At 56.9% G+C, this 15,267-nt stretch carries 13 protein-coding genes; 8 read left to right on the top strand and 5 right to left on the bottom strand.

What is annotated here, in order from left to right; translation table 11 throughout:
• Positions 1-31: 31 nt before the first annotated feature.
• Positions 32-2,215, bottom strand: coding sequence for an esterase-like activity of phytase family protein (locus ACR0CW_RS16740; protein ID WP_480788661.1), 2,184 nt, complete (start codon positions 2,213-2,215; stop codon positions 32-34).
• Between the two features lie 128 nt (positions 2,216-2,343).
• Positions 2,344-3,819 carry an NAD-dependent succinate-semialdehyde dehydrogenase gene (locus tag ACR0CW_RS16745; RefSeq protein ID WP_480788662.1) on the bottom strand — a complete coding sequence of 492 codons (1,476 nt, stop codon included), beginning with the start codon at positions 3,817-3,819 and terminating at the stop codon, positions 2,344-2,346.
• A 285-nt stretch (positions 3,820-4,104) separates the two neighbouring features.
• On the opposite strand from ACR0CW_RS16745, the gene ACR0CW_RS16750 reads away from it, so the two are divergent.
• From ACR0CW_RS16750 to ACR0CW_RS16785, 8 genes are read left to right on the top strand one after another with little or no spacing between them, the layout of a single operon-like run.
• Positions 4,105-5,184, top strand: a complete 1,080-nt coding sequence (locus ACR0CW_RS16750) for a hypothetical protein (protein ID WP_480788663.1) — start codon at positions 4,105-4,107, stop codon at positions 5,182-5,184.
• Positions 5,181-5,462, top strand: a complete 282-nt coding sequence (locus ACR0CW_RS16755) for a hypothetical protein (RefSeq protein WP_480788664.1) — start codon at positions 5,181-5,183, stop codon at positions 5,460-5,462. The genes ACR0CW_RS16750 and ACR0CW_RS16755 overlap by 4 nt, the downstream gene beginning before the upstream one ends.
• Entirely contained in the window at positions 5,455-6,573 is a 1,119-nt protein-coding gene (locus ACR0CW_RS16760) for a hypothetical protein (RefSeq protein WP_170336619.1), read from the top strand. The genes ACR0CW_RS16755 and ACR0CW_RS16760 overlap by 8 nt, the downstream gene beginning before the upstream one ends.
• A 22-nt stretch (positions 6,574-6,595) precedes the next feature.
• Positions 6,596-8,527, top strand: a complete 1,932-nt coding sequence (locus ACR0CW_RS16765) for an AAA family ATPase (RefSeq protein ID WP_480788665.1) — start codon at positions 6,596-6,598, stop codon at positions 8,525-8,527.
• The gene (locus tag ACR0CW_RS16770) at positions 8,528-9,364 is read left to right on the top strand and encodes a hypothetical protein (protein ID WP_170336623.1); all 837 of its coding nucleotides are present in this window, start codon (positions 8,528-8,530) and stop codon (positions 9,362-9,364) included. It begins immediately after the preceding gene.
• Positions 9,361-10,698: a DUF6638 family protein gene (locus ACR0CW_RS16775; protein WP_480788666.1), complete on the top strand. Its 1,338-nt coding sequence runs from the start codon at positions 9,361-9,363 to the stop codon at positions 10,696-10,698. The genes ACR0CW_RS16770 and ACR0CW_RS16775 overlap by 4 nt, the downstream gene beginning before the upstream one ends.
• A gap of 1 nt (position 10,699) precedes the next feature.
• Positions 10,700-10,966 carry a hypothetical protein gene (locus ACR0CW_RS16780; RefSeq protein ID WP_155146731.1) on the top strand — a complete coding sequence of 89 codons (267 nt, stop codon included), beginning with the start codon at positions 10,700-10,702 and terminating at the stop codon, positions 10,964-10,966.
• Between the two features lie 10 nt (positions 10,967-10,976).
• A complete protein-coding gene (locus ACR0CW_RS16785) occupies positions 10,977-11,621 on the top strand; it encodes a DUF1523 family protein (protein WP_155146729.1) in 645 nt (214 codons plus the stop codon).
• 69 nt (positions 11,622-11,690) lie between these two features.
• On the opposite strand, the gene ACR0CW_RS16790 is transcribed toward ACR0CW_RS16785, so the two are convergent.
• Genes ACR0CW_RS16790 through flgK form a run of 3 tightly spaced genes read right to left on the bottom strand, consistent with a single transcriptional unit; the run spans position 11,691 to position 15,243 of the window.
• Positions 11,691-12,785, bottom strand: coding sequence for a flagellar basal body P-ring protein FlgI (locus tag ACR0CW_RS16790; protein ID WP_170336630.1), 1,095 nt, complete (start codon positions 12,783-12,785; stop codon positions 11,691-11,693).
• Positions 12,782-13,789, bottom strand: coding sequence for a flagellin (locus ACR0CW_RS16795; protein ID WP_480788667.1), 1,008 nt, complete (start codon positions 13,787-13,789; stop codon positions 12,782-12,784). Before ACR0CW_RS16795 ends, ACR0CW_RS16790 begins: the two co-directional genes overlap by 4 nt.
• A gap of 2 nt (positions 13,790-13,791) precedes the next feature.
• Positions 13,792-15,243 carry a flagellar hook-associated protein FlgK gene (gene flgK, locus ACR0CW_RS16800; RefSeq protein ID WP_480788668.1) on the bottom strand — a complete coding sequence of 484 codons (1,452 nt, stop codon included), beginning with the start codon at positions 15,241-15,243 and terminating at the stop codon, positions 13,792-13,794.
• Positions 15,244-15,267: the final 24 nt, after the last annotated feature.

Consider the following 15,267-nt stretch of genomic DNA (forward strand, 5'->3'; position numbering starts at 1 on the left):
AACACTCGACGCCCTTCAGATGTGTTGTGGATCAGTTTCCGGCGGTCACCGACCCGATGGACCAGAACATAGTCTCGCCCGAAGCATCGTCGACGCCGTCATTGTCGGTCATAACGAATGCCTCGCCCGAAGGCAGGATGGCCAAACCTTCGATCTTGTCCAGCACATAGCCGCCCGTCGAGGTCAGGTCTGGCAGCAGGTCGCGGACCTCTTCCTTGGTGACCACTGGCAGTTCACCACCAAGCGGGGCTGGGGTCATTTCTGACAGCGGGATGCGGTAGATCTTTTTGGTCACCGCGCGGTGGTCGTGCTGATTGTCGCGTTCGATGACATAGACATAGTCACCGAAGGCCACGATTTCCGACAATCCAACCCAACCCTTCTCTGGGTCCGCCTTGGGATAGTGCACGGCACCCCACTCCTTGGTGTCCAGATTGTAGGCGACCAGTTTCACATGGTTCTTGGGGTCGTCCTTCCATTCGCGCTGAACGGCCATCCACAGGGTGTCGCCGACCTTGGTGATGCCCTCAAAGCCAAAGCGCTTTTCGACGGCCGTTAGTTCCGGCGGCAGGCCGATTTCACCCTTGCGGTCTTTGATCAGGCCATCGGCCGAGACATGGTAGATCGCGTGCGGGATGACGCGATCGGTGCGGCCTTCGGAAGCGACGTAGAAGCCCCCCTTGCCATCCAGCGTGATGCCCTCAAGGTCCAGCTTTTGCGCGGGATTGCCGTCCTGACGGTGAATGCGGATCACGTCCACGATGCGGGCCGGTTGCTGGCTGGGGTCGATCTTGAAGATCGACGGCTGGAAGCCGTAGAAGCTGTCATTGACCGCATAGATCATGCCGTCCTCATCCGCGACCAGACCTGACAGAGCACCCCATCCGATCAGCTCATCCGCGCGTTCCGAGGTCAAATGCGGATAGTTGGCGGGGGCGTCCTGATACTCAAAAATCGAGACATGCGCACGCGGGCCTCCATCTTCGATCAGGTCTTTTTCGTTTGCCGAGACCAGCAGATTGCGCTCGGGGATTGCAACATAACCTTCCGGCCCAACCCCTGAGGGCAGCAGCTGTTTCAGAACCGGGTTGGCCGGATCGGTGGCGTCATAAACACCCACGACCGAAGCGCGCTCGGCTCCCACGAAGATCATTGGTGTATCGCCGAAGGTCGCCGCGGTCACGCTTTCAGGCTCTACGCCTTTGGCGTCCGAGCGTTTGTCGGGGTAGTGGCCGATCTGGATTATCGCTTTCTCGAAATCGGTGCCGTTTTCGTAAACAACGGTGCCGTCCTTGTGGAAGATCGTCCAGCCGCGCGACCCGCCCTCGTAGTCGCCTTCGTTGGCGGTGGCGAAGTGGTTGTCGTCGATCCATTTCACCGCGTCCGGCTCACGCAAACGGCTCTTTTGGCTTTCGGTAAAGATCAGCGCACCGCGTTCGTCGGTGGCATCGATGCCTTCCAGATCGACCGCGCCCGCTGAGAAGTGGCTGACCACGTTGCCGTCCTTGTCGACAACCGCGATGTGGTTATTTTCCTGCAGGGTGATGACGGTTTCACCCAGGCTGTTGATGTCAACGAATTCCGGCTCGGGGTCGGTCGGGGCAACCTCCGCAAGTCCAGTCAGCGAGGCCATCTTCATGCCCGCGCAATCCAACGCGCCTTCTTTCAACGGCACCAGCGCCAGCGAGCCGGCTGGCAGCTGCGGGATGACGCCGTCGTTGAGGTCTTCGTCTCGCTCGTTCTCGATCGCAACAGCAACAAAGCTGCCGTCAGGGGCGATGGCGACGCTGTCAGGCTGACCGCCCAGATCGCAGGTACCGGTTTCGGTCTTGCCTGCGATATCGACCGAGATCAGCTTGCCCGACGGGGCTGTATAGCTTTCCGATGTGTTCACGCCGACAAACGCCGTCGCACCAACGATCCCAACCGAGGTCGGCTCACCGCCCACCTCCATCGCGCCCAGAGGGGTCGGGTTTGCAGGATCGGTGATGTCGACCATGCCAATTACACCCAACGGGCTGTCGGTATAAACCAGCGTCATACCGTCCGCGGATGCCGCGATGATCTCGGGCGAGGTCTCACGTTCGGTATCAGCTCCCTCAGCCATGTTTTTGACGACAGGGAAAGACGCAATTCGGTTGAAATTCATTTCTGCCGCAGCCTGACCAGCAGTCAGGGCAAGGGCAGATGTCAGGCAGACAAAGCGCAACGACATCGGATGGTATCCTCTCTCACTTGGATGAGAGGGGGATGAACGCGGGTCATTGCAGGGATGTGACGGTTTGTTTGCAGTTTTGTGACAAACCAAAAGGCCCCGGTGCTGTGCACCGGGGCCATTTCAGATCAGACCGACAGGCAGACGTATTTCATCTCAAGATAGTCTTCCATGCCGTGATGGCTGCCTTCGCGGCCTAGGCCGGACTGTTTGACGCCACCGAACGGGCCAAGCTCAGTTGAGATGATGCCAGTGTTCACGCCCACGATGCCGTATTCCAGCGCCTCGGCCACCTTGTAGACCCGGCTGAGGTCCTTGGCGTAGAAATAGGACGCGAGACCAAAAATGGTGTCATTGGCCATCGCGATCACGTCATCTTCGTCTTCGAACTTGAACAGTGGGGCAAGCGGGCCAAAGGTCTCGTCCTGCGCAACCATCATGTCCTGCGTCACACCGGTCACGATGGTGGGCTGGAAGAAAGTACCACCCAGATCATGTGGCAGACCGCCAGTCAGAATTGCGCCGCCCCTGTCGGTGACGTCCTTGATGTGTTCCTCGACCTTGGCGACCGCCTCTTCGTTGATCAGCGGGCCGGTGGTTGTGCCCTCGGCCAAACCGTCACCGATTTTCAACGCTTCAACAGCGGCTTTCAGCTTGGCAGCGAATTCATCGTAAACGCCTGCCTGTACATAGATGCGGTTGGCGCAGACGCAGGTCTGGCCGTTATTGCGGAATTTGCACAGCATCGCGCCTTCGACGGCTGCATCCAGATCGGCATCGTCGAACACGATGAACGGCGCGTTGCCGCCCAGCTCCATTGAGCATTTCATGACCTGGTCGGCGGCCTGTTTCAGCAGGATGCGGCCCACTTCGGTCGAGCCGGTAAATGTCAGCTTGCGTACACCGGGGTTTTCGCAGAATTCCTTGCCGATTTCGCTCGCGCTGGAGGATGGAAGGACGTTAAACACACCGGCCGGGATGCCGGCCTGCTCGGCCAAGACGCCCATCACTAGTGCCGACAATGGAGTCTCTTTAGCGGGACGGGCGACGAATGCACACCCGGCAGCCAGTGCCGGAGCCGCCTTGCGGGTGATCATCGCATTGGGAAAGTTCCACGGCGTGATCGAAGCTGCAACGCCGATTGGCTGTTTCAACACCATGATCCGCTTGTCGCGTTGGTGGCCGGGTATGGTCTCGCCATAAACCCGCTTGGCCTCTTCGCCGAAAAACTCGATGAACGAGGCACCATAGCCGATCTCTCCAACGGCTTCGGCCAGTGGTTTGCCTTGCTCGGCGGTCAGGATTTTACCTAGATCTTCGGCGTTCTCCATCATCAGGTCGTACCAGCGGCGCAGGATCACGGCGCGTTCCTTGCCAGTCAACTTGGCCCATTCTTTTTGCGCCGCTTCGGCCTGTGCGATTGCGCCGGCAACCTGCGCGCGGCTCAGGTCTGCGACTTCGGCCACGACATCCCCGCGTGCCGGGTTGGTTACGGCAAAAGTGCCGTTATCGCCATCCACCCACTGACCGCCAATATAGGCCTTGGTCACCAGCAGATCGGGGTTTTTTAGGATCGATTTCAGATCGGTTGTCGCGTCCAGCATGGGTCAGCCTCCGGCAGTATGGAATTGTTAGCACTCAAACAGATGCCCTTTGGATTGTCTATGGCCACCCGTGCGGTCAGATCAATCCAGTTTTCGTATGGTAAACGTGACGATGTTTTGCCTACCGCGCGCATTCACGCGATCTGAGGCCAAAGTGTCAACCCGCCTATCTTTTTTCTCCGGAGTTTGCCAAAGTCCTGTTCGTATTTGATGCCCAAGGGGATGTAAATCCACGTAACATTCCCTATCTTATTGGGTACATAAATAAAAAAAGGGATAGGACAGATGTCGAACCAACAGTTTGACGCGTTGATTCAGGAAACGCAGCAAAAAGTGCGCGAAAGCCAGTCGCAGATCGAGGGGCTGACATCCCGGATTGAGGCCGCGCGCTCCAAGATCGGCACCGCCGAGGCCGATATCGACATCGAAAATGCTACGCTGGAAGACGTGCATGCCCATACTGAGGTGATGAATGCCAATATCGCCGAGCTGATCATGGGTTTGGACGACGTCACCAGCGCCTTTTCCAAGGATTTTGACGAGATGCGTTCGAAATCGGGTTGGGAGACGTTTGTCGGCATTTTCTCGAAAGGCAAATCCGAGTCGATGCGGCAGGAACGTATGCGCACGGCCAATATCGACGACAAGCTTCAGGACCTGATCGCCAAATCCGATGTGATCGTGAAGCTGCTCGAAGGACAGTTGGCGGTTCTGGAGGAGCAACGCGTGAAGGTTGAGGAAAACCTGACCGTCACGCTGGACGACCGTGAGGCGACCGTGGCCGAACTTGAGGCTCTGCGGGCCGAGATTCAGGGTATGGATCCGACGATCATCGCTTTGGAGAACAAGATCAGCGTGGAACAGGACGCCGCCGCGCGTACTCAGCTGGAAACCGAACTGGCCGAGCTGAACAAGCAATACAACGCCAAGGTTCAGGAAGAGCAGGTCAAGCTGGCCAAATCCCAGACGCTGGAACGCTATATCGAAAAGGGCAAGACCTGGGTCGACTCATTGCAAAACCAGGCAGCGACGCAGATGGTTCTGATCAATAAGCTGCAGACAGACACGCAACAGCGCGTCGTGCTGTATGACGCCCTGACCAAATCGCTGAAAACCGCGCAGCAGCAGGACGTGGCCCACCGCATCAACGAGATCGGTGTGCAGACCGACCAAGAGGCGCAGACGGCAATGGCCGCTATCGGCACCGCGACCAACCAGAAAATGGCTGACATGCTTGAGGCACATGAAGACCACATGGTCTTTGCCCGCGACGTGTTGGAGAAAAAGGCCAAGGCGGATGAACGCTTTGCCCGCCGGTTCGCTTCGATTGTCGAGAAGCATGATAAGAATTTGTATGGCGGATGAAGCGCTTTAGCCGAAAAGACGTAAGGCTGCTAAGGATTGGCTTCCTTCTCGTAGTTTGGCCGATGCCGATTTATGGTCTAACTGCCCTTTTGCACAAATTTGGTGTTGAAGGCGGAGCTTACAAACTGCTCGGCTTCCTCACCCTTTATGTCGGGCCGGGCAGCATGATCTTCGGGCTTATCATTTTCGCGTTGTATCTGATCTCAGAAGTTTTTCTCCTGCCTTGGCGGCTCGACCAATGCTGTGGAACAGGTGATAGAAAATCCCCTAATGACTGACCCCACCCAAGACCATGTTGGCCTGACCGACACTTTCGCTTCGCGCCGCTATTTCCGCAAATTCGAGCTGATCTCGGTCCACCTCCTGCGCGTGGCCGCAACGATGGAGGCAGAGGGCGCGATTAGCAAACAAGAGGTGCGGATCGTGTCGCGCTACCTCTCGGGGCTGCTCTACACTTTCCGCGCTCTGTCCATGAAATATCTGCTGGTCGGGCGCGATACGGGGCGGTTCTTTGGCAGCCTTGCGATGGACAAGCGCGACAGCGGATTTCCGGTGGCGGCTGAGTTACTGACCATGGCCAATGACGCACAGCAGGCGCAAGTGCATCTGGCGAACATGCCTTCGGAAGACGACCTGAAAACCGACATGGTGCGCACCATCATTAGCGACCGGGAAATCCCCACCAAGCTGCAATTTGCGCTGTCCCAGCGGCTCTATTACGAGGAATTGCTAAAGGGTGAGTTGTTTTGGGCCCGCAATGATCCTGAATGCCATTGGATCGGCAATGAGGGAGACCGGCGCAAGTTTCTGATCCACTGGGCGGTCTATGACAGCCAGATCAACCTGCCGGTCATTTACCTGATGCAGCTTGAGGACAGCGGTAAAACCGCCCTGCCCAAGGACCAACGTCGCTGGCCCGAGGTGCAGGCGCATCTGATGGCACAAAGCTTGGGCGGGTTGAAACTGGTGACAATCGCCAAAGGCTTCGATCAGGATTTTGACGACCTGCACCCCAAGCACCTGCGCCGCATCCATGTGGGTCCGATGTATTCCTCGGCCTACACTGAGCAATCCGGCCCCCTGCGTCAGGTGTTGGAAGACGCGCAAGCGCCCGAGGGGCAGGACTGGGCACTGGCCTGGACCACCGAAGAGCTGGAAAGCGAAGAGGTGATCGAAGAGCGCGCCGGGTGGTTCTCGACCGTTGAGCGCGAGGTGTTTGCGTTGGACCCGTTCGGCGGGCAAGGGGCCGAAACCGGCGCCACCCGTACCCAGCGGTCGATCATCCTGCCCCAGCGCCCGTTTCAGGTGCTGGCCGAACGCAACCCGCCGGGTTTTGCCGACGTACGCAAGTTCGTCGTCAGCAAGACCGGACAGGTGTTGAGATATTGAAGACAGCAAAGGCGATTTTGAAATGAGTTTGACGTCAGATCAGATGGAATTGCGCGAAGACGACATTCGCAAGCATTACCCCGCAGCGACCGCCTTGCTGAATGGGTTCGAACATGCACCGCGGATTGCCAAGGCGGTTGAGGTCGCCGTTGAACGGTCTCCGGGGGTTTCGACCGGGCGACGGTTTCGTTCCACCACGCCGGGGTTGGTGACACGCCGTACCGCGCGGGCGGATGGGGTGCATCTGGTTGAGAGGATCGAGGCCTCGGACGATGGCGATGCATTGGTCTCGCCGCCGCAGGCCACGACGCAGCAGGCTATTCGGCGGGCTATAGCCATTGCTCTGGCCGTAGCCGAGGCATATGCGGAGCAAACCCCACTGGCCGATCTGAAACGTGCTAACCTTGCAGGTGATCTACCTGCTGCGCGCAAGACCGAGTTTTCGGAACTGCTAACGGCTGAGGCTCTGATCACCTCTCACACGTTCGGCAACGCACTGGCCTATCTGATGTCCTCGCATCTTGGTGAGACGACCGCCGATATCGGTGAGATCGAAGAAGTTCTGACCGACAATGGCCAACTCGCCCTGCACGGCGCGCTGTGGGAGTTGGACCAAACGCTGGCCAAACACGCGCCCGACGATGTGCATCTGATTGCGGCCACCAGCGCCTATGCCGAGCAATTGATGGAGAAAGCGGCCCTGCGCGCGCAATCGTCTGGCCATCTGGCCCCGTTCCAGAACGCAGCTTGGCATATCGAAGCGGATGACCTGACAATCCGGGGGTTCGAACCAGCGTCCAAAGCCAAATCCACCACGCTAACCATGACGTTCAAGAAACCGAACGAGGTGGTGGGCAACCATATCGCCAAGTATCAGGCCATGAAGCTGGCCAAGATGGTCATGGCCTATGACTTCGACCGCCGCCTGAATCCGTTCGCGGAACTCGGCGGGTTCATCTTCACCTTTATGGGCGACGGCAAACCGGGCACGGGCAAGACGACCCTGATCCAGATGATGGCCGGGCTGATCAACGACTATTGCCAGAATGCTGGTTATCCGTTCCGCTATCAGAACCTCAGCACCGACAACATCGACAGCTATCAGGGCAAATCCGGCCAGAACGCCAAGGCTTTTATCAACACGATCATCGACCCTTCGGTCATCGGCTTCGGGACCATCGACGATATCGACCAGCTGGCGGGCAAACGCGGTGACCGGCAGTCCTCGGCCGGGCAGCTCGAAATCACCGCCGTGCTGATGGAGAGCTTTGCGGGCGCCAACACCGTCGTGCGCGGCAACTGCACCTTTGGCATGTTCTCGAACTACCCCGAGAATGTGGACGACGCCCTGCGTCAGCGCGCAGGTGCGCGGTTCCTGGTGGACGGGCCGCAAACGCGCGAGGACTACATCGACATCCTGCACCTGCTGATGGGCCGCAACCACGACATTCCGCTGGGTGAACACGAAGCCTATGCCGCGCAGGAAATCAAAAAGGCCGTCGCCGCCAGTTTCGAAAGCCACGCCCGCCCGCATGAGGACGCTCTGCTGCAGGTCTATGACCGAGTGTCCGGCGAGATCGGCCAGATGGACACCATCGCCAAGCTGGGCACCTACCTCAAGGCGATCCAGCAGGCTGATGAGCGTTTCACCGGCCGCGCGATCAAGAACATCACCGACGCGGTCAAGGTTCGCGCGATGGATTTCGAACTGCCCGACGAATGGATGGAGAACCCCGACCTGTTCCTGTTCCGCGACTACGACACCAAGAAGGCGATGATCGAGGACCTGCGCCAGCCGATCACGGTCGAGATGGTGATCCAAGAGATCAACCGCTACGCCGACAGCGAGTTCCGCTATGCCGACAAGAGCGACGAGGTCGCCATCGAAAACGCCGTCCGCGAGATGGGCCGGATGGAAGAGGCCAAGCGGCGGTATTTGGAGGGGAAGGGGTAAATGGACGCTGTAGAGCGACCCAACTTCTGGCGTTTTGGCAATCCCATCATGTGGGCCTGCATTACTACGATGGGTTTCGTTGCATTGATCGTTTGGTTTGGGTTGGCTCCGACTTGCAATGGCGACCTGTTTCCGAAAGGCGATTGCCCTCCGAAATGGCGACACCTCTACGCTGCCCCACCAAATGAGGTGGGAGATACGCTTGCAGGTTTAGCGGGAGTACTTGCGTTCATTTGGTTGATTGCGACTGTATTGCTGCAATCCGTTGAGCTTGGCGAGCAAAGGCGCGTACTCGCGTTGCAAAAAGAAGAAATGGAGGAGCAGCGAAAAGCTACCCAAGATATGGCTGCGGCGATGGGTGTGCAGTCGCAGATTTTTGAAGACGAAAAGCTTTATAGAAATGAAGCTCGAAGTCATCAGCTTTTGTTAGCTAAAGTCGACGCGCTGCGTAGGATTTCACGTAGCATAGTAGATTGGAACAGTCTCGAAATTGAGTTTAGCGAAGATAATGACATCTATGATCTATGCAGAGAGTTAGATAGTGCGAAAGAACTGGCCGACGTATCTGAAGGTCTGCTCAATTTTTTCTCATTTCTGCCCGACAGGATTTCACTACTTTCAATCGATGATTGGATGGAAACAAAAACATATTTTTACGAGCAAGCTGAAAGCGTAACAAAAGTTGCTTCAGAAATTCTTTTGTTAGATCAAAGTCTCTCATTGGCAGATCGTCAGCTTGTCACAAATATGAACTTAGGGACTCTAATAAAATGCACTCAAAATGTGACACTCAAATATAGCCGTTTCAAGGAAGAACACGTGAGGCCAAAACTATGATCCGCCTCATCGAAAAAGGCCTGATGTTTGGCAACCTCGTCCACATCTCCAGCCCGGCTCTGGTCGAGCGTTATAACCGCGCGTTGCAACATCTGGCGGGCAAGACCACGGCGCTGACGGATTTCCATGTCGATATCTCGGGGTACTCGCCGGAGGTTGGGATTGAGCTGGAGGACGAGCTTTACCTCAATCCCAACGGGGTCAACCGGCAGTTCATCCTGCTGACGACCGAGCAGAAACGCGCGCCGCTGCTGAACGTCAAATTCTCGACCTCGCGTGATATCCTGCGCGAATTCATTGAGATGAACGAGGCGCAGTTGTTCGCCCTGACCGCCACCGATGCGGTGGCCGGAGAGTTGGTGAACTCGGTCTTCAAACTCACCACGCCGCGCGACCTTCTGAACCTGCGCAAGATTGAGATTGAGGCCGACACTGCAGGCGGAACCCTACGCAAGGCCGAGCAACTGGCAGGGATGGTCGAGCGGTTCAAGACCAAAGAGGATGCCTGGTTCGACGATGTGCTGATCGCGAAAATGATCGAGACAGCCAAGGAAACCGGCGACGTCACACGAAACCCTGTTCGCCTGCGTCACACCGCATTCGAGCAGCGCAACTTTTGGACGGCGCATTTCGGTGGCTTGTACCTGTTCCCGGATCTGGATCACCCGGCTGCGATTTGCATGGGTGAAAAGCCTGACGATATGCAGATCAAATATGTCTTTGGCCCGTCGCAGCGAAACCAGATAGCCAAATTTCTCAACTACAACGATCTGGTCGAACCCATCGTCAAAGCGCGCGGCGTGGATGCCGCCGCGATCCTGCAACAGAAGATGGATTTCCTGACGATCGATGCTGCAGCAAACGCGGACGTGGATCTGACCGGACTTGACCGCAGTGATATGCGCCGTCTGGCCCGCAATCACGCGGATCGCCTGCCAGAAGCCTATCACGGGTTGGCGCAAATGCTGCGCTGGGCAACGGATGGTGGGCCATGGCCGCGCATTACATCCGATCACCCGGCCTATTTTTATACCTTGCGCGCCGCCAATACCCCACACCGCGATTTGGTAAACATGCTGCTGGCCGAGTTGGCTCCGTTGGACCCCCGCCAGTTGTTCATCTGCCACAAGCCCTTGTTCTACAGTACTTACGCCACGTGGCCCGAAACCAAAAAAGCCTTTGTTGCTGACTTCCTTGCACGCGAGTATCAGGTGGACAAAGCCGGTGCGCGCGACGCACTATTTGGTCATGAGCCCGATATGAGCGGCCAAGACCGCGCAAGCGAGGCCGTCATTGCCCGTGTCGGGCCTTGGGGTGCGATAAGGAAGGGTTGAGATGTTCGGAGCAATGCGCCTGTTTCTGATCCTGCTGGTGGTTCAGACGATTGCCTATTTCGCCCTGTCATTCTATTCGCGCGGAGTTCGGCGGCGCAAGCTGGAAACATGGTGGGATGAAAAGGGCAAAACAGGCGACAAGGACGCTTTTGTTGAACGGGGGTTGCATGTGTATGACAACTCGTTCCGGCGCAAACTGATCCTGGGTGTCTATATCGTGCCTTGGGTGGCGATTGGCGCGCTGATCTATATCGTGAATTACATGTGAGGGTTACGGCATGGCCTATGTGAAATGGGCGTTCATCATCATTTTCTGGGGTACGATAGCGGTGATACTGCAGTATTCGCTGCCGCAGCACGATATCGTGCGGATCGTGAATACCTACGAAGAGCGCCAGGACCTCAACGACTGGACCCGGATATTTTGGTCCGAACCTGAGGATCAGTCGACCAGCCTGTCGAACCGGGATGTTCAATTCATCCAGGCGGTCCGTGCTAACGGGAAACCCATCGTTTATCGCAATGAAGACACCGGCTGGGGCTGGCCGCCCTATTTCAAGTTCGATACTGCGAACCTTTACACCGAAGCCAATGATGCGAAATCGACCAAGGACAATCCGGACTGGGTGGTTGTCACGCATTACGGCTGGCGCAATGAGTTCATGTCGATCTTTCCCAACGCTGTGTTCATCAAACATGTCGACGGCCCCGATGTGCGGATAATACCTTGGTTCAACATCATTTTCCTGACCATTTTTGCTGCAGTTGTCTGGGCGATTTGGGTGCGCTGGCGCCGGTTTCGACAAGCGAAAATCGATCCGATGCTGGAGAGTGTCGAGGATGGGTTCTATGCCGCTGGTGACGCGATTGAAGAGAAACGCGGCAGGTTCCGTCGTTGGCTGGATAGTTGGAAGTCGAGGTAAGGTGACCACAGAGGCCTTTTAAGATGACGCAAACAAGGCGCCGCGCGACAGAGCGGTGCCTTGTTTGCGTCATCTGACAATGAACTCGGCATGAAGTGCGCCTGCGGCCTTGATCGTTTTTAGTATGTCGATCATGTCCCGAGGTGAAACGCCCAGAGCGTTCAGGCCCGCGACAACTTCTGACAAGGTCGTCGCCTCCGGAATTTCCGCAAGGCCAGTCCCTTCATCTTCTTCTATGTCCGCGAATGTTCTGGGGACCACGACGGTTTCGCCTCTGGCAAAGGGGTTAGGCTGGACTGCGATTGGCGCTTCCTCGACTCTCAGAGTCAGGTTGCCCTGAGAGACAGCAACGCGGGAAATCCGGACTTCCTGCCCCATAACAATGGTGCCGGATCTCTGATCAACCACAACCCGCGCTTTGGATTCAGGTTGGACGAGAATATTCTCGATGCGCCCGATAGCATGTGCTGTCGATAGGGCCTGGGTGGCGGCGATGTTCAACTCAACTGTGCCCGAATCCCGCATTATGGCCACGGCGCGATTAAACTCGGTATTGATTGCGGTTTCGATGCGCCCGGCCGTTGTGAAATCAGGCTCCCGAAGGGCTAGCCGCAACTGGGTCAGTGCGGACAATTCAAAGTCGATTTCCCGTTCAACCCGTGCACCTGAGGGTATGACCCCGGATGTCGGGACACCGCGCACAACTGTGGCTGCTTCACCCTCGGCCACAGCTCCGCCTGCCAGAACCGTACCCTGGGCCACCGCATAAATCTGCCCGTCCGCCGCGTTGAGTGGGGTCATGATGAGCGTGCCACCCAGCAAACTTTTCGAGTCTCCGATGGCTGAAACCGTTACATCAATCTGGCCGCCGACCCGCGAAAAAGGCGGCAGGCTGGCTGTCACCAGAACGGCGGCGACATTCTTTGGGCGAAAATCCTCACCGTTCACATTAACGCCCAGACGCTCCAGAATGTTGGACATGATCTCTTCGGTAAATGGCGAATTGCGCAGGCCATCACCGGTTCCGTTCAGCCCGACGACAAGGCCGTAACCCACCAGATCGTTGCCGCGAACACCATCGAACTCCACAAGATCCTTGAGCCGGATCGCGCCAGCGCTGGCGATGCCCGGGATCATAACCAGAAGAAAAACAAGGATTCTCATCTCAGGAAGTTCACCAGTGACAGGTTCGCATTGCGAACAGTTACGGAATAAAGGCTCTCCAGTTGAAACTGCACGGTTTTCAGCTTGGATGCAGTTTCGTAGGGGTCCGCCGCGATCAAAGTGTTTCGCGCGTATTCCATGCTGGTTTTTGCGGCTGAATTGCGCGTTGCAGCCTGTTCTATTCGCGCCTCGGATGCTCCGACTTGCGCACGTAGCTTGATGGTCTCATCTTTGGTGTTGGCCAGTTCGACGCCCAGTTCTTTAAATAGCACCGTCCTCTGATCAGGCGTCAGGCCAAGGGCGCTATCCGTTGCCAATGCGGCAACCGCGACATCTCGCAGGGCAGATCGAAGCGCAGGGTCATTTGCGGTTATCGGGACCGAGATGTTTTCATTCTCGGCAATTTCCATTGGCGCGAGTGTCTTGTCCGATCCCTGATAGATTACGGCCTCGAACCCGGTTGGGTCATTAAACCAATCTCTGGCTGCGTTGCGGATATCTGTTGGGGTGGTCAGACCGGTCAATTCGGCCTTCAATGCCGTCAGCAAAGTTTCAGCGGATGCCAGAGGTGAAACATCGGTCGCCGTTCCCGAATACAGGCTACGTCCGCCTGCCCGCGTGTTTAGCGCGGAAATCATCGTGTCCAGCTCATTGCGTGCCTGAACCGAAGCTTGGTCGTGTGTGACAGCCTGATTTGCGGTCCCAAAGGAAAGCAGTGACGTAGACAAATTGCTGATCGAGCTGTTGAAGGTTTCGAGACTCAACTGCATCGTGTCCGTAAACAAACGCGCCTCGCTCGTGACAACTGAATAAGCGTCTAGCTGCGACAGCTTGTGATCCAAATCCAGTAGGTGAGAATAATCTCCGTCGAGCCGGCCAGAGACATCCTGCACCTTGCCGGTGGACATCTCATATGACAGCGTTTCAATCTGTGATTTGATTTCGGTGCTCCGCGTCCGCAGGGTCAGACCGCGTGCGAGGTCACCAATAGAGGTCAGGGTCATGATCAAAGCCTCAGCAAAGTGTCCATCAGTTCGTCAACAACCGAAATGATCCGGGCATTTGCGGCATAGACTTTTTCGATCTGCATCATCCGCTGCAGTTCTGCATCGCTGTCCACGCCCTGCTCGGCAACGAGCTTCTCCATCTCTAGCTGTGCACTGGCGGCAAATACCTTTCGCTCATCTGCGGTATGCGCATTTGCACCTGCTTTCGACAGCAGTGCCTCGGTGATTTCTGCCGCGCGCATGTCACCGGTCCCGAAAACTGATCCTGAGACCGGGCGAGCATTGGTGAGAGCCGCGCGAAAGGCTTTGATTTGGGCTGCGTCACCCGGTTCTCCGGGTGCTGCTGCACCCAATCCAGTGCGAAGTTTCCAGCTATCGCCGCCCGCGTCAGGATCCACAACAGTGTTCAAACCGATACGAGAGGCCAGGCCGGCTGGAGCAGTTGGATCGAACCGGTTGCCTTCATCCGTGAAAAGACCGGGATCTGTTGCGGTGGCCGTCGGATCCAGGCCCACGGTTTCATACCGCTCGATAAGGTCACGCGCGACGATGTCGAGGTTCGTCTGAGCTTCAACAGCAAGCTCATCCCGGATTTCAAACTGAGCCATCAAGGCGCCGCCGCGTATCTGCGCAGAACTCCCACTGGTTCTGACAGGTTGCCCATTGGCCTCAAGGCCGGACAGCAGACCGTTCCCGATGGTCATGTGGGGTTTTGTTTCACCGGTGGTCGAAAAGGAAAACTCTACCGCCTGCCCTTCGAGCAGGATCAACCCGCCATCGGCATAAAGTGAAACGCGGTCGTTTTCTCGTTCAACGACGTTGACCGGTACAAGATCGTTGACCTGACTGATCAGTTCCTGCCTTTGATCCAGCAGGGCACCTATGTCACCTCCTGAATTGCGTATCGATGGGATACGTGCATTCAGCGCCTCGATGTCTTTTAAGGTGGTGTTCAGTGTTTGAACCTGTTTGCCGATCGTTCTGTCTGCATCTGACCGCATCTGCCGCAACCCTTCGGAGGCAGAATTCAGCTTGGCAGCCAGATCTCGAGCGCTGCGCGCTGCCTGATCAAGCCGTTCAACCGATTCCGGAAGACTGGCGGCTGTGGTCAGGCTGCTTTCGAATTTGGCGAGGCGGGAGGCGAGAGACGCGGCATCATCAGCGGTTCCAACAAGTTTCTCAAAGCGATTGTAAAAATCCGAGGTCGCAGAATTGGCAGCCAGTTCTGCATCAGCGGTTCGGAGATTGGCCATCAAAACCGGATTCTGATGTCGGGTCACGCCAACGACCCTTACCCCATTTCCGGAAATCGGGCTGGTTGCCAGTTCCAGCGATCTGCGGGCGTATCCCGGTGTCAGTGCATTGGCGATGTTTCCGGAAACGACTGCCGCGCCCCGGCTGGCCGCAGTCAGACCACTTAACGCGTTGTTCAGGGCCGTTGACATGCTCATGGAACAATTCCTTTCGGTTGATCG

It is taken from the genome of Ruegeria sp. CH6, assembly GCF_056537005.1.